The 19755-nt window shown below is 62.0% G+C and carries 13 protein-coding genes and 1 tRNA gene; 6 read left to right on the forward strand and 8 right to left on the reverse strand.

Annotation, left to right across the window (positions count from 1 at the left end; genetic code table 11):
• Window positions 1–80: 80 nt before the first annotated feature.
• Window positions 81–1001 carry a hypothetical protein gene (locus tag PLO63_05435; protein ID HOI73574.1) on the reverse strand — a complete coding sequence of 307 codons (921 nt, stop codon included), beginning with the start codon at window positions 999–1001 and terminating at the stop codon, window positions 81–83.
• A gap of 506 nt (window positions 1002–1507) precedes the next feature.
• Between PLO63_05435 and PLO63_05440 the strand changes: the two genes are divergently transcribed.
• Window positions 1508–1717: a hypothetical protein gene (locus PLO63_05440; GenBank protein ID HOI73575.1), complete on the forward strand. Its 210-nt coding sequence runs from the start codon at window positions 1508–1510 to the stop codon at window positions 1715–1717.
• Here PLO63_05440 and PLO63_05445 read toward each other — a convergent pair.
• The 3 genes from PLO63_05445 to PLO63_05455 form a co-directional block, all read right to left on the reverse strand.
• A tRNA-Sec gene (locus PLO63_05445) sits at window positions 1674–1771 on the reverse strand. The genes PLO63_05440 and PLO63_05445 overlap by 44 nt on opposite strands.
• Before the next feature lie 35 nt (window positions 1772–1806).
• Window positions 1807–3048: a molybdopterin molybdotransferase MoeA gene (locus PLO63_05450; GenBank protein HOI73576.1), complete on the reverse strand. Its 1242-nt coding sequence runs from the start codon at window positions 3046–3048 to the stop codon at window positions 1807–1809.
• Window positions 3049–3130: 82 nt separating this feature from the next.
• Window positions 3131–4015, reverse strand: a complete 885-nt coding sequence (locus PLO63_05455; GenBank protein ID HOI73577.1) for an MBL fold metallo-hydrolase — start codon at window positions 4013–4015, stop codon at window positions 3131–3133.
• Window positions 4016–4215: 200 nt separating this feature from the next.
• On the opposite strand from PLO63_05455, the gene PLO63_05460 reads away from it, so the two are divergent.
• Together PLO63_05460 and PLO63_05465 are read left to right on the forward strand one after the other, a co-directional pair.
• Entirely contained in the window at window positions 4216–4863 is a 648-nt protein-coding gene (locus PLO63_05460; GenBank protein ID HOI73578.1) for an adenylate kinase, read from the forward strand.
• A 76-nt stretch (window positions 4864–4939) separates the two neighbouring features.
• Window positions 4940–6904, forward strand: coding sequence for an ATP-dependent helicase (locus tag PLO63_05465; protein ID HOI73579.1), 1965 nt, complete (start codon window positions 4940–4942; stop codon window positions 6902–6904).
• A gap of 195 nt (window positions 6905–7099) precedes the next feature.
• Here the strand turns inward: PLO63_05465 and PLO63_05470 are convergent, their stop codons facing one another.
• From PLO63_05470 to PLO63_05485, 4 genes are all read right to left on the reverse strand, one after another.
• The gene (locus tag PLO63_05470; protein ID HOI73580.1) at window positions 7100–8989 is read right to left on the reverse strand and encodes a histone-lysine N-methyltransferase; all 1890 of its coding nucleotides are present in this window, start codon (window positions 8987–8989) and stop codon (window positions 7100–7102) included.
• 43 nt (window positions 8990–9032) lie between these two features.
• Window positions 9033–10811, reverse strand: coding sequence for an aspartate--tRNA ligase (gene aspS, locus PLO63_05475; protein HOI73581.1), 1779 nt, complete (start codon window positions 10809–10811; stop codon window positions 9033–9035).
• On the reverse strand, window positions 10804–12087 hold the full coding sequence (gene hisS / locus PLO63_05480; GenBank protein ID HOI73582.1) for a histidine--tRNA ligase: 1284 nt from the start codon (window positions 12085–12087) through the stop codon (window positions 10804–10806). The genes aspS and hisS overlap by 8 nt, the downstream gene beginning before the upstream one ends.
• A gap of 204 nt (window positions 12088–12291) precedes the next feature.
• Window positions 12292–14862, reverse strand: coding sequence for a ComEC/Rec2 family competence protein (locus tag PLO63_05485; protein HOI73583.1), 2571 nt, complete (start codon window positions 14860–14862; stop codon window positions 12292–12294).
• A 118-nt stretch (window positions 14863–14980) separates the two neighbouring features.
• Between PLO63_05485 and PLO63_05490 the strand changes: the two genes are divergently transcribed.
• From PLO63_05490 to PLO63_05500, 3 genes are read left to right on the forward strand one after another with little or no spacing between them, the layout of a single operon-like run.
• Window positions 14981–16675, forward strand: coding sequence for an ATP-binding protein (locus tag PLO63_05490; protein HOI73584.1), 1695 nt, complete (start codon window positions 14981–14983; stop codon window positions 16673–16675).
• A gap of 30 nt (window positions 16676–16705) precedes the next feature.
• Complete coding sequence (locus PLO63_05495; GenBank protein HOI73585.1) at window positions 16706–18073, forward strand: sigma-54 dependent transcriptional regulator; 1368 nt, start codon at window positions 16706–16708, stop codon at window positions 18071–18073.
• A gap of 26 nt (window positions 18074–18099) precedes the next feature.
• The gene (locus PLO63_05500) at window positions 18100–19653 is read left to right on the forward strand and encodes an FGGY-family carbohydrate kinase (GenBank protein ID HOI73586.1); all 1554 of its coding nucleotides are present in this window, start codon (window positions 18100–18102) and stop codon (window positions 19651–19653) included.
• Window positions 19654–19755: the final 102 nt, after the last annotated feature.

Below are 19755 nucleotides of genomic sequence, written 5' to 3' on the forward strand. Positions count from 1 at the left end.
AACCTCTTCATTTGTGCATGCCCGCCTTATACAGATCTGGAAACACACAAGCACGAGGGAAGTCAAGGAATTGAATGCTGTTAAGCCTGCAGCCCGCGCATCTTGATTCTTTCCACGATGCCTCCCCTTCTCAATAAGGATGTGTATTCTTCATGACGGATAACCTGCTTCAGGTATTCTATGTTGTTGTTGATGCTTTCTATGTACAAATCACTGTCGATGCCCCACCTGACCCGAAAGTGTAGTTTCATATGCTTGTAGACGCTTCCAAGGTCATATTCCATCCGATTCAGTGTAACATGATAAAATTGCAGAGTCTTAGAGAGCAGGTCATATTCATTTTCATAACCGGCAATGCCCGCTTCCTTAAATTCATAATAAAGAAAGAGGAGTTTTTCGAGATAGAGACGATCGGCCATCTGCCCGAGAAGGTCAGCCGTGCCCAGAATTTTACCTGCTGTTTCAACCTCTTGATTAAGAAAACGAATTTCGTTGATTCGCTCGGTGAATCCTGTGCACAGCAGTATATCTCCAAATGATTTCCATTCGTTCGCGAAGCTTGGATGGCCGGCGAAATAATGGTTACAAAAATCAATGCTTCTCAGGATATGATCATTCGTATATTTTGCTCCGGTGCCACTTGTGTCATCAAGGGTTTGATTATAACCCGTATCGTGCATCAGCGCGCTGATGATGTCGATGTTGATCATCTTTTCTGAAAGCAATTTGCCGTCAACGAAAGCACCATGAATGAGTCGCGCCGTTGCCAGAAAAACTTCCATGGTATGACGCAAATCATGGTATTCTGTATTACATGCCTGAAATCCTGGATAATTGCCCTCAAAGAGCCTTATGATGTCTTGAAACACATGGGATATTTCCTTGATTGAAAAGGAAGGATCAATGCTGTGCAGGATGATTTCGACTTCATGAAAAATTGTCTCTGGATCGTCGATATCGACGAGGCTGATAAGCTTTTGGGTGCTATTATCCTTTTTCATGATGTTTGATATGGTATCTGTCTCAGTAGCGTTGTTGCGGGATGCCTGAGTGCCATCCGGGGCCTGGGTATATAGGGGACGGTTTTTTCCCAGATTGTATTTTCGCCATCACGTTCGGAGGAGGGTATGGACACGATAGACGATACCTGACACATGATGCATGGATCATCGTCGCCTCATCGACAATGCGACCGCAAACCCTTCTTTTCAAATTAATATTTAGTCTATATCCGTTTAGAGATAAGTCACAATATACCAAAAGGTTCATTTTTCTATACTTTTGGGTATAGATTGGGACATGTGATCGGTGAAAACCAGATGGTGACAGACCGTGCCGGAAGAAATGCATGCTGGTATGCCGAACCTGGTAGATGGAGCGGCTGCATGATTCAGCACATGCAGCAACTCACGTGGCTTGAGGTGAGATGGAGGAGGAAACGGATGTGCACTCCGGTCTAAAAACACTCCTCCTGTTTTCATAAGACAACAATGAGAAGGGACTATCGATGGACGAGCTCCAAATGGTCACCGATCATGCACGACGGGAAAGCCTGCTGAAATATGCAGCTGTCCAGGCGGAAGCAAAGCGCACAACAACGACGAGAGTGGTCAAGCCTGGGGACAGAACGGGGACAGGAAAAAGACAGCGGATGATTGAAATGATTGAAAAAATGGCGGAAGTGCATGGGAATCGAACCCACCTGAGAGGTGTCTAGCCCCTCACTCCGGATTTGAAGTCCGGGAGGCCCACCAGTGACCTTGGCACTTCCGCGCGTTCGGGTTTATAGCAGAATCGAGTCTGCTTTCAAAGATATTCCGGCCGCTCCACCGCCCACCAGCCGTCGTCGATGACCTGAACCGTGACTTCACTGCCGGCCTTGACCAGCGTGACGTCTTCCGGAACGACGACGAGGCCGTTTGCCTGGACCATCGATTTGAGGATCCCCGACCCCTGCTCGCCGGTCGTCCGGACGACGACGCGGGCGTCTTCCCGCTCCAGGCGGGCCCTCAGGAACGTCCTTACCCCCTTGCCTTTCTTGATGTCCTCCATTGTAACGGCCTGGACGGTTTTGCGGAAGATGTGCCGGTGGCCCGCCATTTTCAGGAGGGAAGGCCGGACGAACTGCTCGAAGGAGACCATGGAAGAAACCGGGTTGCCGGGGAGGCCGAAGAGGGGAACGCCCTCCATCTCTCCGAAGGCCAGGGGCTTGCCCGGCCGCATGGCAACCTGCCAGAACTCGATCCGGTTCCCCTCGCTTCGCAGTATGTCCTTCACCAGGTCGTAGTCCCCCATGGATACGCCGCCCGACGACAGGATCACGTCGGCCCGGAGGGCCATGCGGAACTTGGCTGTGAGGTCCTCCCGGGTGTCGCGGGCGATGCCGATCATCAACGGAACGGCGCCGCAGGCCGCTGCCTGGGCGGCCGAGGAGTAACTGTTGCTGGAGATGATCTTCCAGGGCGTTACGGGCTCGTCGATGTCCGCCAGTTCATCACCCGTCGCCAGGATGGCCACAAGGGGCCGTTGGTAGACGGAGACGAAGGAGCGACCCAGGGAGGCCAGCATGCCGATCTCGGCGGGGCGGATGACCTCTCCCCGCCGAATGACCGTCTCGCCCTCCCGGACGTCTTCACCAGCCCGGCGGATGTCCTGACCTTCCTGGACAGGCACCAGGATGCGGACGTTGTTCCCGTCTTTCTCCGTGTCCTCCACGCGAAGCACCGCGTCGGCCCCTGCGGGCAGGGGGGCTCCGGTCATAATCCGCGTGGCCTGTCCCGGGCCTACCTTCTTCTTTGGAACGGACCCCGCCGGCAGGTCCTCGATCACCTTCAGGATGACTGGTTTTTTCGGGGAGGCGCCGAACGTATCCTGCCATCGCAGGGCGTAGCCGTCCATGGCGGAGTTGTCTTTCGGCGGGATGTTGCGGGGGGCCGCCACGTCCTCTCCGAGGACCCGTCCCAGGGCATCGAGGATACCGACCCTCTCCAGGCCCAGAGGCGTTATGGAATTCAGAATGCAGTGGAGGGCTTCATTGACGGATATCATATGGCTGACACATTGAAGATCCTGCACGATAGAAGAAGTATCCGCGGGATTCGTTTCTTATCCCTGGTTGATGAATCGGTGTTCAACTCTGTATGTAATGTATTCCTGTACGTTGAATGAGTCCCCGCTTCAGCAGATACTCCAGATGCTTCCTGATCAGGGCGCTTTCGGCAAAGTCGAAAAATGCCTTGGGGGTTCTTGGTTTGCCGTAACAGATCCAGGCGTTCGTGATTTCCTGGAACGTCCGTTTACGCTTCAGGAACGCCAGGATCTTCCGTTCCCGTTCAAAGATCACTTCTTCGTAACGATGCCACAGGGGGCCCGGCGGACTGTTGAATATACCCGCCTCATGGCTGGCCAGCCATACCCTGGCGGAAATCCCCTGAAGCCGGCGAATGGAATCAAGGGTCTGCTCGATGCTGGAGTAGCGGTCTCCATACCAGGGGCCGAACGGCGTCAGGTCGTAATCGCCGATAAAGAGGATTTTCGAATTCCGGAAGAAGAAAGAAAGATTGCCCGGTGTATGGCCCGGCGTGGCGATCACTTCCACCTGCTCCGACCCGAGGTCGATGACCTCCCCGTCCTGAAAAAAGCGCGAGGGCTGGCGGGGGCGGTATCGGAACTGCTCTTCCATGAAGCGCCTCCAGTAATCCCTCTCCTCCATTCCCTCGATTCCATACCAGTCCAGAAAGACGGAAATGCCGCTCATCGGTGGGGCGTCCCGCTCGGAAATCCAGATGGGCAGGTCTTCGAAGACGTCGATCTCTCCGAAATGATCCTCGTGGAAGTGGCTGAGCCAGACCTCCTTCACCTTTCCCTTTTTGTGGATATCCTGAAGAATTTCGCGGTCGGAGGACGGGTCGATAATGATCCCCGCCTCCTCGATGAAAAGGGAGTGGCAGTAGGGATACTTGCCCCCGTTCAGGCCGGGGATGAACTCAATTGGACCAATCTGTTTTCGTTCCATGATGTGCATGATTATATAGAGGGCGTATCGGATGCTGTCAAGAACCGACTGACATCCAACCGGCATCCGACAGGAACCCATGGGCGGATGGATGTCCTTGCCATTTTGCTTGACCGTTCCTCCATTCATCCGTTATAGGGGGCTCCTGTTTCGGGATCTCGCGGAATCAACATTATGATAAAATATCGGGAGGTTGTGTTATGAGGATCATATTGCTGGGCGCCCCCGGGGCCGGCAAGGGAACGGTGGCCAAGCTGCTGACGGAATTCGACGGCTCCGTGCAGATCTCCACGGGAGACATCCTGCGGGCCGCCGTGAAGGAGGGGACGCCCCTCGGAAAAGAGGCCAAGGGCTACATGGATAGGGGCGACCTGGTTCCGGACAGCCTCATCATGAAGCTCATGGAGGTCCGCCTGCAGGATCCGGACTGCGCCAGGGGATTCATCCTCGACGGCTTCCCCCGCACGATTCCGCAGGCTGAGGCCCTGAAGACCCTGCTGGCGAACCTGAAGATCCGCCTCGACTTCGTGGCGAACCTGGATGTGCCCCGGGACGTCATCCTGGACCGCCTCACCACCCGGCGGACCTGCTCGAATCCAGACTGCCAGGAGATCTACAACGTCAAGAGCAATCCCCCCGGCCCGGACGGCTCCTGCAAGAAATGCGGAAGCCCCACCATCCAGCGGGCCGACGAGACGGAGGAGGCCATCTCCTTCCGCCTGGAGACCTACAATTCCAAGACGGCTCCCCTCATCGGCTTCTACGAAAAGGAAGGGCTTCTGAAGACCTTCTTGTCCCTGAGCAGCAAGGACACCGTGGAGGCCGTCAAGAAGGCCCTCCAGGCCTGAATTCGAGTCGCCGGGAAGGGAGAGAGAAGCGGAAGTCCTGCGTCCGTCCGGACGGCTCCGCTTGCGGGAGGCGCGGGTGTCCAGGAAAATCGACTACGGGAAGGAACTCAACGAAGAACAGCGGGGGGTCGTCCTCGAAGAGAGCGGTCCGCTGCTCGTCATAGCAGGCGCCGGGAGCGGCAAGACCCGGACGCTGACCTACCGGGTGGCCCGTCTCATCGAAACGGGCGTGCCGCCCAACCGGATCCTCCTGGCCACCTTCACGAACAAGGCCGCCTGGTCCATGCTCTCCCGGGTCCGGTCCCTTCTCGGGCTGGAACTGGAGCGCTTCTGGGGGGGCACGTTCCACTCCGTGGCGCACCGGATCCTCCGCCGCCACGCCGACCGCCTGGGCTACGAGCGGAGCTTCTCCATCCTGGACGCCGAGGACGCGGTCTCCCTCGTAAAGGCCTGCATCGCCGAGCTGGACCTGAAGAAAAGCTCCGAGAAGTTTCCCAAGGCGGAGGTCGTCCAGAGCATCCTGAGCTTCTCCGCCAATACCGACACCCCCGTCGGGGACGTCGTCTTCAGTCGCCATCCTTTTTTCATCTCCCGGGCGGACGACATGGCCGCCGTGGCCGGGCGCTACCGCGAGCGCAAACGGAAGCTCCAGGCCATGGACTTCGACGATCTCCTCCTCAACGTCCGGCAGCTCCTGGCGGAGCACCCGGAGGCGCTCGAGGAGTACCGGGGACGCTTCCTCCATGTGCTGGTGGACGAGTACCAGGACACGAACGTCATCCAGGCGGACCTGGTGGATCTCCTGGCCTCGGGCCACCGGAACCTGATGGTGGTGGGTGACGACTCGCAGAGCATCTATTCCTTCCGGGGGGCCGACTTCCACAACATCCTCCGCTTCCCGGAGCGCTACCCCGACTGCCGGGTGTTCCGCCTGGAGACGAACTACCGCAGCACGCCGGAGATCCTGAACCTGGCGAACCTGAGCATCCGGAACAACGAGAAGCAGTTCGAGAAGACCCTGCGGGCCGTCCGCACGGAGGGGGTGAAGCCCGTCCTGGCGACGGCGTCGTCGGTGCTCCAGCAGGCCCAGTTCGTCGTCCAGCGCATCCTCGAGCTGGAAAGCACGGTGCCGCTCCGGGACATCGCCGTCCTGTACCGTGCTCATTACCACTCCATGGAGCTGCAGATGGAGATGACCCGGCGGGGGATCCCCTTCGAGATCCGCTCGGGCATCCGGTTCTTCGAGCAGGCCCATATCAAGGACGTGACGGCGTACCTGCGGATCCTGGCCAACCCGGGCGACGAACTGGCCTGGAAGCGCGTCCTGCCGCTGTACGGCGGACTCGGGAAAGTCGCGGCGGAGAAAGTCTGGCGCTTCGTTTCGTCCCAGTCGGAGCCCCTGGCTTCGCTGGATTCGGAGGCCTTTCTCAAGGGGGCCACCCGGACGGCCCTGCCGGGGCTGAAGCGGTTCCGGGAGGTCATGCGGCGCCTCTGGGAGCAGGCCGGCGACGCCACGGTTGCGGACCTCATCGGCCTCGTCCTGGAGGAGGGATACCGGGACCATCTGTACGAGCTGTACCCGGAGGCGAGTTTCCGGGAAGAGGACCTGCAGCAGCTGGCAAACTTTTCCGGAGGATTCGAACGGCTGGAGGACTTCCTGAACGAGCTGGCGCTCCTGACGAACCTGGAGAAGGAGGACGTGGCCGCTTCGTCCGATGCGGACAAGGTGACCCTGAGCACCATCCACCAGGCCAAGGGGCTCGAGTGGTCTTCCGTGTTCCTGATCTGGTGCGCCGAGGGCATGCTTCCCCTGGCCCGGGCCCTGAACGACGAGGGCGGGGTGGAGGAGGAGCGGCGGCTTTTCTACGTGGCCTCCACCCGGGCGAAGGACCAGCTCTACCTCTGCTACCCCGTGTCGGACTACCGGCGCGGCATGGGCTCCATGATCGTTCAGCCCTCCCGCTTTATCCGGGAGCTGGCCCCCCGGTACCAGGGGATGCGGGAGAGGCCGTACGAGGAGTGGCTGGTGGACGAAGCGTAGCAGCGGGCCCGGAAAATGTCCGGATGCTGCGTTACGCTTCATCCGTCGTCGTTGGACGTACAAAAGAGTACGCCTCATTCCTCCGGGCTTGCGTGCCTCGCCTGCGGGCGATTTGCGGACCCGTTCAAAAGACAAAAAGGGGACAGGCTCATGCCCGTCCCCCTTCCTGTGCAAAGTCAAATCCGACTCGTTTTTTCAGAGCCAGCGGTCGCTCTTCATCTTCTCCTCGTACTCGGCTTTCAGGGCGATCTGCGTCGCCTCGGCCATGTCCTCGGCCCTCTTGACCCAGTCCTCGAATTTGATGTCCAGCCCGAAGACGCCCACCATCTCGTCCTGGTCGTCGACGATGGGAGCCGACACGGTGATGCACAGCGCGCCGGTCAGCTTGGAGATGTAGAAGTTCGTCACGTGGCTCTTGCCTGTCTGGATGGGCCGGATGAACCACTCCCGATCGGACTGGTCCGTCCCGACGCCGTAGTGCTCGAACCGTGTGCGGTCCGCCAGGGCGGTGATGTTCCGGGTCGTCTTCCGGCCGTTCATGTCCACCACGTAGGCGAACTGGATGGACGGATGGTCTTCCAGTACCTTCTCCATGACGGGCTCCTGGAGCTCCGGCTTCATGGTCTTCATGGCCGGATCCTCGAGGGCCTGCCGGACGACCGCCATGGCCGCCTGGGCCGCCCGGTGCTTGATCTTGTCCAGGTCCGACATGAACAGCTCCGGCAGGTACTTCCGCACCAGCCGGTCCATCTCCTCGTGGGAGATGCTGGTCACGCGTCCGGCCTCGTACTGGTCCGCAATCCACTTGTGGATCCTGGAGACCCCCGGGTGGCGCTTGTCGACGGCGCTGTCCCCCTCCAGCCCCAGGGTGGAGTTGATCCAGAAGGCGACTCCCGACTTTCCGGAGACGTCCGAGACCATGGGCGTGATCGGCCGCTTGAGGAGCTTCGACGTGTCGAAGATGTTGTAGATCTCCTCGCACTTGATCAGGCCGTCGGCGTGGATCCCCGCCCGGGTCACGTTGAAGTCGGCTCCCACGAAGGGGTAGTTGGCGGGGATCTTGTACCCCACCTGCTTGTCAAAGTACTGGGCGATCTCCGTGATCACCGTTGTGTCGATGCCGTCGGTGCCGCCCGTGATGGAGAGGTACTCGATGATGAGGGCCTCGACGGGCGGATTGCCCGTCCGCTCGCCCAGCCCGAGGAGCGTGCCGTTGGCGGCGCTGCAGCCGTAGAGCCAGGCCGTGGTCGCGTTGATCAGGGCCTTGTGGAAGTCGTTGTGTCCGTGCCATTCCAGGAGCTCCCCGGGCACGCCCGCATCCTCGATGAAGGCCCGGACGAGCTTCTCGACACTCCGGGGCAGGGAGGCGCCGGGATAGGTCACGCCGTAGCCCATGGTGTCGCAGAGCCGGATCTTGACGTCGATGCCGCTCTCCTCCCGGAGCTTCATCAGCTCGATGGCGAAGGGGATGCAGAATCCGTAGATGTCCGCCCGGGTGACGTCCTCGAAATGACAGCGTGGCTTGATTCCCGCGTCGAGGATGGCCTTCACGATGCCCAGGTAGCCGTCCATGGCCTGACGCCTGGTTTTATTGAGCTTCAGGAAGATGTGGTAATCCGACACGGAGGTCAGGATTCCCGTCTCCCGGAGGCCGGCCTGCTTCACGAGATGGACGTCGTCGATGGCCGCCCGGATCCATCCGGTCACCTCTGGAAATGTGAATCCCAGGGCCTGGCAACGCTCCACCGCCTCCCGGTCCCGGTTGCCGTAAAGGAAGAACTCCGTCTGCCGGATGACGCCGCGGGGTCCCCCGAGGCGGTGCATGAACGTGAAGAGGTCGACGATCTGCTGGACCGTGTAGGGCGGCCTGGACTGCTGGCCGTCCCGGAAGGTCGTGTCGGTGATGAAGATGTCGTCCGCCGGGTTGATCGTCACGATCTTGTGGTCGAAGTCGATCCGGCAGACCTCATCATAGGGAAAAACTTCCTTCTGGAGGTTGGGCTCGTCGATGTCCTTCAGCTCGTACTTCCAGAACTTCGAGTGCTCGTGATCCAGCACCTTCCTGTATTTATTCCATTTTGCCATGGTATAGGTCTCCCGTTGGAAAAGGGTTCTTCTTTTGGTTGCCTTACTGGACGATCTTCAGCGACAGCTCCATCAACTGCCCGATGCTGGCCGGCGACGGCGCGTCGGTGAGGAGGCAGGTCGCCTTCTGGGTCTTCGGGAAGGCGATGACGTCGCGGATCGAGTCGGTCCCCGTCATCATCATGATGAGGCGGTCGAATCCGAAGGCGAGGCCGCCGTGAGGGGGCGTGCCGAACTCCAGGGCATCCAGGAGGAAGCCGAATTTCTGCCGCGCTTCCTCGTCGCCCAGCCCCAGGGTCTTGAAAATGAGCGCCTGTACCTCCTGGCGGTGGATCCGGATGCTGCCGCCGCCGATCTCCGACCCGTTGAGCACGAGGTCGTAGGCCCGCGCGCGGACCTTTCCGGGGTCCGACTCGAGGAAAGGCAGGTCCTCCATCACCGGCGACGTGAAGGGGTGATGGGTGGAGACGAACCGTTTTTCCGTTTCGCTGTATTCCATGAGCGGGAACTCGGTGATCCAGTTGAAGGCGAACCGTCCCGGCTCGATGAGCCCCAGTTTGCGGGCCACGTATAGTCTCAGGTTGCCGAGCGAATCATGAACGATCCCCGGCTTGTCGGCTACGAAGACGATCAGGTCGCCTTCCTTCGCCTCCATCCGCTCCTCCACGGCCTTCATCTCCTCGGGCTTGAGGAACTTGGCGATGGGGGACGTCCAGCCGTCGGGGTTCACCCGTGCCCAGGCCAGCCCCTTGGCGCCGAAATCGGCGACGTAGTCCCTCAGCTCGTCCAGGTCCTTGCGGGACAGCTTCCGGTTGTCCTCGATTTTGATCGCCTTGATCACGCCGCCGACGGAGGCGACTTCCTGGAACAGGTTGAAGCCGCACGCCTGCAGGACATCCGTCAGGTCCCGGAGCTCCAGGGCGAAGCGCGTGTCCGGGCTGTCCTTGCCGAATCGGTTGATGGCGTCCCGGTAGGGAATCCTCGGGAAGGGGATGGTCAGCTCGATCCCGAGGCACGTCCGCCACAAGTGGGCCATGAAGCCCTCCATGACGGCGATGAGGTCGTTCTCCTCGATGAAGGACATCTCCAGGTCGATCTGGGTGAACTCCGGCTGCCGGTCTGCCCGGAGGTCCTCGTCGCGGAAGCACTTGACGATCTGGTAGTAGCGGTCGAACCCCGACACCATCAGGAGCTGCTTGAAGATCTGCGGCGACTGGGGCAGGGCGTAAAACATTCCCGGATTCACCCGGCTGGGGACGAGGTAATCCCGTGCCCCTTCGGGGGTGCTCTTCGTCAGGACGGGCGTCTCCACCTCGATGAAGCCCTGCCCGTGGAAATACTCCCGCGTGGCCGCGGCAGCGCGGCTGCGGAGCATGATGTTGCTCTGGATGTTCGCACGGCGCAGATCCAGGTAGCGGTAGCGCAGGCGCACGTTCTCGGAGACTTCCGTGTCCGCATCGAGTGGAAACGGCGGGGTCTTGGACTCGTTGAGGATCTCCAGCTCGTCCGCCAGGACCTCCACCTCGCCCGTTTTCATGTTCGGGTTTTCCATGCCTTCGGGCCGGCGGCGGACGGTTCCCCGGACGGCGAGGACGTACTCGCTCCGGATGCGGTGGGCCACCTGGTGGGAATCGGGATTCGTCTCCGGGTTGAACACCACCTGGACGAGCCCTTCCCGGTCCCGCAGGTCCACAAAGATGACGCCGCCGTGGTCCCGTCTCCGGTGGGTCCAGCCCATGAGCACGACGGAGTTTCCGAGGTCCGCGGCCGATACCTGGCCGCAGTAGTGCGTTCTTTTCTGCTTGGTGATGAATTCAGACAAGGTCTTCTGCTCCTCTTTGCAATGCTTCCATTTTCCCGGTGATGCCCGCAAGATCGAGGGGAACCGGGGTCTGCGAACTGTTCTTCAGGTCCCGGAAGACGCCGCTGTTTTCGGCGATCTCCCGGTCTCCAATAATCAAAGCGTAACGGCAGCCGAGCTTGTCGGCCCGTTTCATCTGGCTCTTCAGGCTCTTTCCGGCGTAGTCCATCTCTACTTCGACGTCCTCCAGGCGCAGGCGGTTCGCCAGCTCGAAGGCGATTTTCTGGGCTGCGGCGCCCAGGGCGGCAATGAACAGCGCCGGCTCGCGGCGGTAGTCTTCCGCTCCCCTCGGCATCAGCGAGACGAGGCGCTCGAAGCCGATGGCGAAGCCGATTCCCGGGATGTCCGGTCCTCCCAGCTGCTGTACGAGCCCGTCGTAGCGGCCGCCGCCGACGACAGCGTTCTGGGCGCCCAGGACGTCCGTGGTCACCTCGAAGGTGGTCCGGGTATAGTAATCGAGGCCCCGCACCATGCGGTTGTTGATGGAGTACTGCACACCGAACAGGCCGAGGGATTCCTGGACAATTCCGAAATGGGCGCGGCAGTCGTCGCAGAGGTAATCGGCCAGGCGGGGCGCATGCTCGACGGCAGCCCGGCAGGATTCGATCTTGCAGTCGAAGACCCGCAGGGGATTGGTCTGGATCCGCCGGCGGCAGTCCCCGCAGAGTTCTTCTTCCCGCCCCTGCAGGTGGGCGACCACGGCCGACCGGAAGGCGGGGCGGCACAGGGGGCAGCCGAGCGAATTGATCTCGACATGAGAATTTACAAGGCCCACCGCCTTGAGGAAGTGGGTCAGCATCAGGATCAGCTCCGCGTCCACCCGGGCATCGTCGAGGCCCAGGATCTCGGCGTCGATCTGGTAGAACTGGCGGTAGCGTCCCTTCTGGGGCCGCTCGCGGCGGAACATGGGGCCGATCGTGTACAGCCGGGCCACCGGTTCGGCGGCGTACAGGGCATGTTCGATATAGGCCCGGACGACCCCGGCGGTCGCCTCCGGCCGCAGGGTCAGGGACTCTTCCCCCCGGTCGGTGAAGGTGTACATCTCCTTCTCCACGACATCAGTGGTCTCGCCGATCCCCCGGGCGAAAAGCTCCGTCTTTTCAAGGATCGGGATGCGGATATCCCGGAAGCCGAAGGCGTGGAAGACCCGGCGGGCCTGCTCTTCGACGAACAGCCACTGGCCCGCCTCGGCGGGCAGGATGTCTTTGAAGCCCCGGATGGCGCTGATGGTTTCCATGGCACAACCAAACCCTTTTTCTCAAAGAGCGGATTCCTAACACAGATACCAGGGAAAGGCAACCGCATTCTGGGACGGGCCGGGACGGGAGGGGCGTTCGACGGATGTCCCTCCCGTTCGATGCACCGACCCGGCGCCGCCGTTCCTCCACTCCCCCCGGGCCGGCCCGGGTAGAGGCTTTTCCATGAACGGGACACCGCAGGCTCATGATGTTCCTCCGGTCCTCGGACCGTTCTTCAGAAACGTGTCGACCTCGATCTTCCGCCCGTCCGTCGTGACCGTCACGGCGCCGGAGCGGTCCGTCCGGTAGACCGCCGCCCCGACGGCCCGGCAGCGTGCCAGCAGATCCGGATGGGGATGTCCGAAGAGGTTGTCCCGGCCGGAGCTGACGATGACGAGCCGCGGCCGGACATGCCGGAGAAACGGAAGCATCCCGGAGGATCGGGCGCCGTGATGGGGGGCCAGCAGGATCGATGCGGACAGGTCCCGCCCCGAGCGGACCAGTTCCTCCTCGACGTTGCCCGAGATGTCCCCGGGAATCAGCACGCCGACCTCGCCCATGGTCAGGCGAAGGACGAGGGAGGAATCGTTGGCGTCCCCGTAGTCGGATTCTCCGGCGGCCGGTTTCGGGATCCTCGGGGTCGGGTGGAGAAATTCGATCCGGACGCCGTCGAGGACTGCGGCCTCCGAGGCGGTGCCGACGGTCCTGAGAACAATGCCCCGGTCCTCCAGAATCCGGCGGATCGGCAGGAACTCCGGGGAGGAGGCGGTTTCGGCGGTCGTCCAGAATTCGCCGACCTGAAAGTTTTTCAGGACAAAGGGGAGGCCCCCCATGTGGTCCGGGTGGGGATGGGACAGGACGACGGTGTCGATCCGGAGGATCCTCTCGTGCCAGAGAAACGGGGCGAGGACCTGTTCCCCGATGTCGAAGCGGGAGATCCCGTGCACGCCGCCGCCGTCCACGAGCACTCGGCTTCCCCGCGGCAGGCGAAGGAGGGTGGCGCTTCCCTGCCCGACGTCGACGGCCGTGACCCGGAGCGTTTCGGGGCGGCGGTCCGCCAGCAGGAGGTACGTGCTCTGGAGGACGAGGAACAGGATGCAGGCCCCGGCGATCCAGGCGAAGGGGGCGAACGGGCGGTTTCTCCGGTCTTCCGGATCACCTGTTGTGATGCGGCTCCCCCGCTCCCGCCGTTCCGCCAGGACCTCGATGCACAGGACCGAAGCGACAAGGAGGATGTAAAAGACGGCCACCTGCAGGACACCGGGCGTCGGCACATAGAGAGAGGCCCAGGGAAGGGAGGCCAGCGATGACAGAAGGTCCAGGGAGACCTTGACGAGCAGGGCCGCCGCGGAGGTCAGGATGGACGCAAGCCCGTCGGAAAACAGCCAGGCCAGGATCAGGAGCGTGCACAGCGGGATCGCCAGGAGCCCCAGGATCGGGACGACCAGCAGATTGGCCGCCAGCGCGATCAGGGATACCCGGTTGAAATGGAAGGCCACCAGCGGCAGGGTCCCCAGCGTGGCGGCCAGGGTCACGACGACGAACAGAGCAGCCTGGTGGAGGGCCTTCCGGAATAGGCGGACCGTGGGGGAACCCTGTTCCGGATCCGGCCGGGGAATCCAGAGGGCGAGCCGCGGCGCGACAAAAAGAAGGGAGGCGACGGCGGCGAAGGAGAGTTGGAAGGACACGTCGAAGAGCGAGCCCGGCGAGACCATCAGAATGGCAATGGCCGCCAGGGCCAGGACGTTGTACAGGTCCCGCTCCCGGCCGATCAGGAGGGCGGCCATCAGGGCCAGCACCATGATGGCCGCCCGGAGGACCGAGATCCCCGCCCCGGCGACCAGCGTAAAGGCAAGGACGGGAATGACCGCCAGGGCCATGGCCAGCGGACGGACCGGAGAGGCCAGGAGGATCGTCTCCGACCGCGACAGTGCCGCCCGGAACAGGAAAAAGAAGAACGCGGCGATGATCCCGATGTTGAACCCGGAAATGGCGATGATGTGGGACGTCCCCGTGCGGTTGAAATCCTCCGTGACGCTTTCCGGGATTTCCTTCGCGTCGCCCAGGATGACCGACTGGATCACCTCCCGCTCGGGAGAAGGCGCATGCCCGTAAATGAACCGCTTCAGCCCTTCCCGGAAGGACTCCAGCCCGGCACGGGCGGGGTTGCCCGTGTCCTTCCGGATGAGGATGACCGCCGACGGATCCGCCAGGGAGGCCCGGAGGCGGATGCCCTGCAATCGCAGGTACCGCTCCGCGTCGAATCCGCCTGGATTATGAAAGGAGGAGGGAACTCGGAGGCGGGCACGGAAGCGAAGATGGTCACCGTAGACAAAATCGCGGGGCGCCGGGTCCTTCAGGGAGAGCAGTACTTTCCCCGTCGCGGTCTCCCGGTCTCCGCCGCGGAAGGTCTGGGAGGCGCAGACGATCAGGTCCGTCCTGTCGGGGGAGCGCCGGGGATGCTCGCAGACTGTCCCCTGGACGGTCACCGGGTCCCGTCCCGCGAACCGGGACACCGAATCCGGAGGCGGGGCGCCGTACAGGGAGGACTGTATGAGGATCGCCGCGGCGATGGATATCCCGGCGCAGGCCGTCCAGGCTGCCGCCCGGCTCCGGCGGCGGATTCGGAAGGCGAGCAGAAACAGGAGAAGCGCTGCCAGTGCGGCCGGCAGGATCGCCTCGGGCAGACGGAACGATGACCCGATGAGGATTCCCGCGATCTGGAACGCCAGCAGCGGCAAGAGCGGTCGCTTCATGGGTCCATTGTACACCATTCCCCGGAAAAGTTCCTGTTGATCGGGAGCTCCCTCCCATAGTAATCAGGAGCACCGCCGGATTCCGATGAAAACTCGACGGCGGACGCCCCCGGACGGGCGGGAAGGATCCACCCGGATGACCGAACCGTTTGCGCTCAATGACGAGAACACACCGACCCGGCTGCAGATCCTCCTGCTTTCCCGCCTCCTCATCACGACGCTTCTCCTGGTGATTTACCTCTACCTGCAGTTTCAGGAGGAGGAACTGCTCCCGGAGATCTCCATCCGCGGGTTCGGGGCGGCCATCTTTGCCAGCTTCGCGCTTGCGGCCGCATATACGGTTTTCAGGTACTTTGTCGCCGACGCCCGCCTGAATGTTTATCTACAGGGTGTGGGAGATGTTTTCCTGGTGACCGGGCTGGTTCATGCCACCGGCGGTGTCGTCAGCGTCTACGCCGTGTTCTACCCCCTGATTGTCATCTACAGCGTGTTTTTTCTCGGGCGGGGCGGAGGGATGATCATCGCCTCGCTGTGCAGTGTCTGCTACGGCCTCCTGCTCGACTTGGAGTACTATCGCATCGTTCCCGTCGGGGAATACGTCCACTTCCAGTTCTACGATCAGCGGGCGGGGCATGTCTTCACCCGGATCGTGACCTACATCGTTTCCTTTTACATCATCGCCTTCCTGGCGAGTTTCGTCGTGGAGCGCGAGCGGCGGGCCCGAACCCTCCTGGCGGAAAAGGAGACGGCTTTCGACCAGCTCGACCTGCTCCACCGGAGCATCATCGAATCGGTGGATGCCGGGATCGTGACCACGAACCTCCTGCAGCAGATCAAGTCGTTCAACCGGGCGGCCACGCAGCTCACGGGATTCTCCTTCCGAACCGTGGAGAACCGGAACATCAACGAGGTGTTTCCCGGTTTTGCCAACGCCGCCGGCCTTGCGGACGACCGGGATCCCAGCGGCGTCCCTCGCAGCCGCTTCGAGATGCCCTTCCGGGGCAGCGACCGGGAAGAGATGATCCTCGGGTGCGCCGTCTCCCCGCTCAAGGACAAGAGAGGCCGGAGAATCGGCCATATCCTCGTTTTCCAGGACCTGACGGCCATCAGGCGCATGGAGGAGTCCGTCGAGAAGAGCAGGCGCCTGGCCTTCATCGGCGAAATGGCCGCCGGGCTGGCCCATGAAATCCGGAACCCCCTGGCCTCCATCTCCGGGTCCATCCAGGTCCTCAAGAACAGCCTGGTCCTGCCCGATGCGGACCACCGGCTGATGCAGATCATCCTGCGGGGCCGGGAGCAGCTTGAGAACGTCGTCCGGGATTTTCTTCTCCTGGCACGCCCGAGCACCGGTATTCCCGAGTCCTTCGATCCCCGGGCGGTGATCGACGACGTCATCGAGTCGCTTCGCTACGTGGCGGACTGGAACGAAGGCATCCAGGTTGTCAGGAATTACCGGCATTCCGGCTCCATGTCGGCCAACCGGACGGAATTCCGGCAGGTCCTGTGGAACCTGCTCCTCAATGCGGTTCAGGTAATGCCCGAGGGAGGCACACTGACGGTGGAGACGGACATGGCGGAAGCGGCGGACGAAAAGCGATTCCTCCAGTTGAGGATCAGCGACTCCGGGCCGGGTATCGGCGCATCGGACCTTGAAAAAATATTCGAACCTTTCTATACGACCAAGGAGCGTGGAACGGGGCTGGGACTGGCCATTGTCAACCGCATCGTGGAGGGGATGGAGGGGAGTATCGCCCTGGATACCCTTACCGGGCGGGGGACGACGTTTCGGATCCGGCTGCCCCTTCCGGAGAGCGAGACAGGGGCACCGTAAGATCCGGTTCCCCGGACAGGAGATACGGACATGGCGAAGATCCTGATCGTGGATGACGACCAGGGTGTGCGGGAGCTGCTCGAGATCATGCTCACCCGGGAGGGGTATGCGGTGACCTGCGCCTCCGATGCCGACAAGGCGCTGAACCGCTGCCGCAAGACGGCGTACGACCTCGTCATCACCGACCTGAAAATGCCCAAGATCGACGGCATCGAGTTCATCCGCCGCCTCAAGGACGTCGCCCCCGCCACCATGGTTATCCTCATCACCGCGTATGCATCCCCGGAGACGGCGCTCCTGGCCATGAAGGAGGGGGCGTACGATTACGTGGAAAAGGGATTCGACTTCGAGGATCTCAAGACGATCATCCGCAACGCCCTCGACAAGAAGGGCGTCCGGACCGAGGACGCCCGTTTTCTCCAGCAGCTCGAGGACGTGGTTTCCTTCGGCGAGATGATCGGAAAAAGCCGGGAGATGCTCAAGGTCTATGGGACCATCAAGAAGGTCGGCGAGACCTCCGCCAACATCCTGATCCTGGGGGAGAGCGGGACGGGCAAGGAGCTGGTGGCAAAAGCGATTCACGACCACAGTCCCCGCCGGAAGCTGCCCTTCGTGGTGATCAACTGCGGCGGAATTCCCGAGAACCTGCTGGAGTCGGAGCTGTTCGGGCACATGAAGGGCACTTTCACGGGCGCCCTGACGGACAAGCCGGGACTCTTCGAGATCGCCCGCGGGGGAACGGTCTTCCTGGACGAGATCGCCGAGCTGTCTCCCTTTCTCCAGGTCAAGCTGCTCCGGGTCGTCCAGGAAAAGACCTTCCGGCGCATCGGGGGCGCCGAGGAGATCCGGGTGGACGTCCGGATCATTTCCGCAACCAACCAGGACCTGGCAAAGAAGGTGGGAGAGGGGACCTTCCGGGAAGATCTTTTCTACCGGCTCAACGTGATTCCCATTCACCTGCCGCCGCTCCGGGAGAGAAAGGAAGATATCCCGGCCCTGACCCAGTTCTTCATCGAGAAGTACTCCAGGGCCTTCGGGAAGCAGGTGCAGCGGATCTCCACGTATGCCATGGAGTTGCTGATGGGTTACCCCTTTCCGGGGAACGTCCGCGAGCTGGAGAACATCATCGAGCGCAGCATCGCCCTGGAGACGTCGAACATCATCCTCCCGGAAAACCTGGTGCTCTCCGGGAGCGCCTCCGCACAGGCTCCTCCGGTCATCGACATCGATATCCCCCCGGAGGGAATTCTGCTGAATGACGAGCTGGCGGAGGTCGAGCGCCGGATCATCCGGAAGGCGCTCCTCAAGACGGAGGGATCCAAGACGAAGGCCGCCGAGCTTCTGCACGTGAGTTTCGATTCCCTGCGGTACCGCATGGAAAAACTGGGAATCACCTGACCCGAAACCACCATCGAGGATAACCGATGCCGGAAGGCCCCTTCATTCTTGCCATCGACAACGGGACGCAGAGCGTTCGGGCCCTGCTGTTCGATCTGAGAGGGAACCTCGTCGCCAAGTCGAGGGTTCTCCTGGAGCCCTACTACTCCGAGAAGCCGGGCTGGGCGGAGCAGGATCCCCGCTACTACTGGGAGAGTCTGTGCCGGGCCTGCCGGGAGCTGTGGAGCCGGAAGGACGTTCCGAAGGAGGCCGTCCGGGCTGTCGCCCTGACGACGCAGCGGTGCACGGTGATCAACGTCGACAGGGAGGGACGCCCGCTCCGGCCCGCCATTGTCTGGCTGGACCAGCGCCGCACGGAGGGACTCAAACCCATCGGCGGGTTGTGGGGAGCCGCCTTCCGCGTCGCCGGCATGAGCGAGACCGCCGCCTATCTGCAGGCGGAGGCCGAGGCTAACTGGATCAAGACCCATCAGCCGGACGTCTGGAAGAAGACCCACAAGTTCCTCTTCCTCTCGGGATACCTGACCCACTGCCTGACGGGGCGATTCGTGGATTCCGTGGGCTGCCAGGTGGGGTACGTGCCCTTCGACTACAAGCGTCTCCGGTGGGCGGCCTCGTGGGACTGGAAGTGGCGTATCCTGCCGGTGGAGCCGTCCATGCTGGTGGACCTGGTTCCCGCCACTGGCACCCTGGGGGAAATCACCCCGGAGGCTGCGGAGGCGACGGGAATCCCGGCAGGCCTTCCCCTCATCGCCGCGGCGGCCGACAAGGCCTGTGAGGTGATCGGCGCCGGATGCCTGGAGCCCGACGTCGCCTGCCTGAGCTACGGGACGACCGCCACCATCAACACGACCCACCGGAAATACCTGGAGGCCATTCCCCTGATTCCTCCCTATCCATCGGCTGTACCGGGGGCCTACAGCCAGGAGATCATGGTGTACCGGGGCTACTGGATGGTGAGCTGGTTCAAGCGCGAATTCGCCGATCGCGAACAGGCCCTGGCCCTGGAGCGGGGCGTGGAGCCCGAGGCCCTCTTCGACGACCTGCTCCGTCAGTCTCCTCCCGGGTCTCAGGGGCTGGTGCTCCAGCCTTACTGGTCGCCGGGCGTCAAGGTGCCCGGACCGGAGGCGCGAGGAGCCATCATCGGTTTCGGCGACGTTCACAATCGGGCCCACGTCTACCGGGCCATCCTGGAGGGCGTCGCCTATGCCCTCCGGGAAGGGAAGGAGCGAACGGAAAAGCGGAACGGCATTCCCATCACCGCCCTCAGGGTGGCGGGAGGCGGATCCCAGAGTGACGGGGCCATGCAGCTGACGGCGGACATCTTCGGCATTCCTTCGGCCAGGCCCCACATCTACGAGACGTCGGGACTCGGCGCCGCCATGGATGCCGCCGTGGGCACGGGACTTCATCCGGACTTCGCGACGGCGTGCCGGGAAATGACCCGGGTGGGCCGGGTCTTCGAGCCCGATCCTGCCACGCACCGTCTGTACGACGATCTGTATCGCCGGGTGTACTGCCAGATGTACGGGAAGCTGAAGCCCCTTTACGAGGAAATCCGAAAGATATCCCGGTCCTGACGGGGCCGGGAGCGGGCGGCCGGCGGAACGGGGAGAAAAATGTCCTTGTCTTTTTGCGGGGGGCCGCTATAATCCAGCGCCGGTCCGGCATGGTTGAAGGGG

The sequence above is a fragment of the Syntrophales bacterium genome (assembly GCA_035363115.1).
Lineage (GTDB): Bacteria > Desulfobacterota > Syntrophia > Syntrophales > PHBD01 > PHBD01.

Coding starts and splice junctions, on each gene's coding strand:
- PLO63_05460 (HOI73578.1), top strand. CDS start 4,216: ATGAGGATCATATTGCTGGGCGCCCCCGGGGCCGGCAAGGGAACGGTG.
- PLO63_05490 (HOI73584.1), top strand. CDS start 14,981: ATGACCGAACCGTTTGCGCTCAATGACGAGAACACACCGACCCGGCTG.
- PLO63_05500 (HOI73586.1), top strand. CDS start 18,100: ATGCCGGAAGGCCCCTTCATTCTTGCCATCGACAACGGGACGCAGAGC.
- hisS (HOI73582.1), bottom strand. CDS start 12,087: ATGGAAACCATCAGCGCCATCCGGGGCTTCAAAGACATCCTGCCCGCC.
- PLO63_05495 (HOI73585.1), top strand. CDS start 16,706: ATGGCGAAGATCCTGATCGTGGATGACGACCAGGGTGTGCGGGAGCTG.
- PLO63_05485 (HOI73583.1), bottom strand. CDS start 14,862: ATGGTGTACAATGGACCCATGAAGCGACCGCTCTTGCCGCTGCTGGCG.
- PLO63_05440 (HOI73575.1), top strand. CDS start 1,508: ATGGACGAGCTCCAAATGGTCACCGATCATGCACGACGGGAAAGCCTG.
- PLO63_05455 (HOI73577.1), bottom strand. CDS start 4,015: ATGGAACGAAAACAGATTGGTCCAATTGAGTTCATCCCCGGCCTGAAC.
- PLO63_05450 (HOI73576.1), bottom strand. CDS start 3,048: ATGATATCCGTCAATGAAGCCCTCCACTGCATTCTGAATTCCATAACG.
- PLO63_05435 (HOI73574.1), bottom strand. CDS start 1,001: ATGAAAAAGGATAATAGCACCCAAAAGCTTATCAGCCTCGTCGATATC.
- PLO63_05470 (HOI73580.1), bottom strand. CDS start 8,989: ATGGCAAAATGGAATAAATACAGGAAGGTGCTGGATCACGAGCACTCG.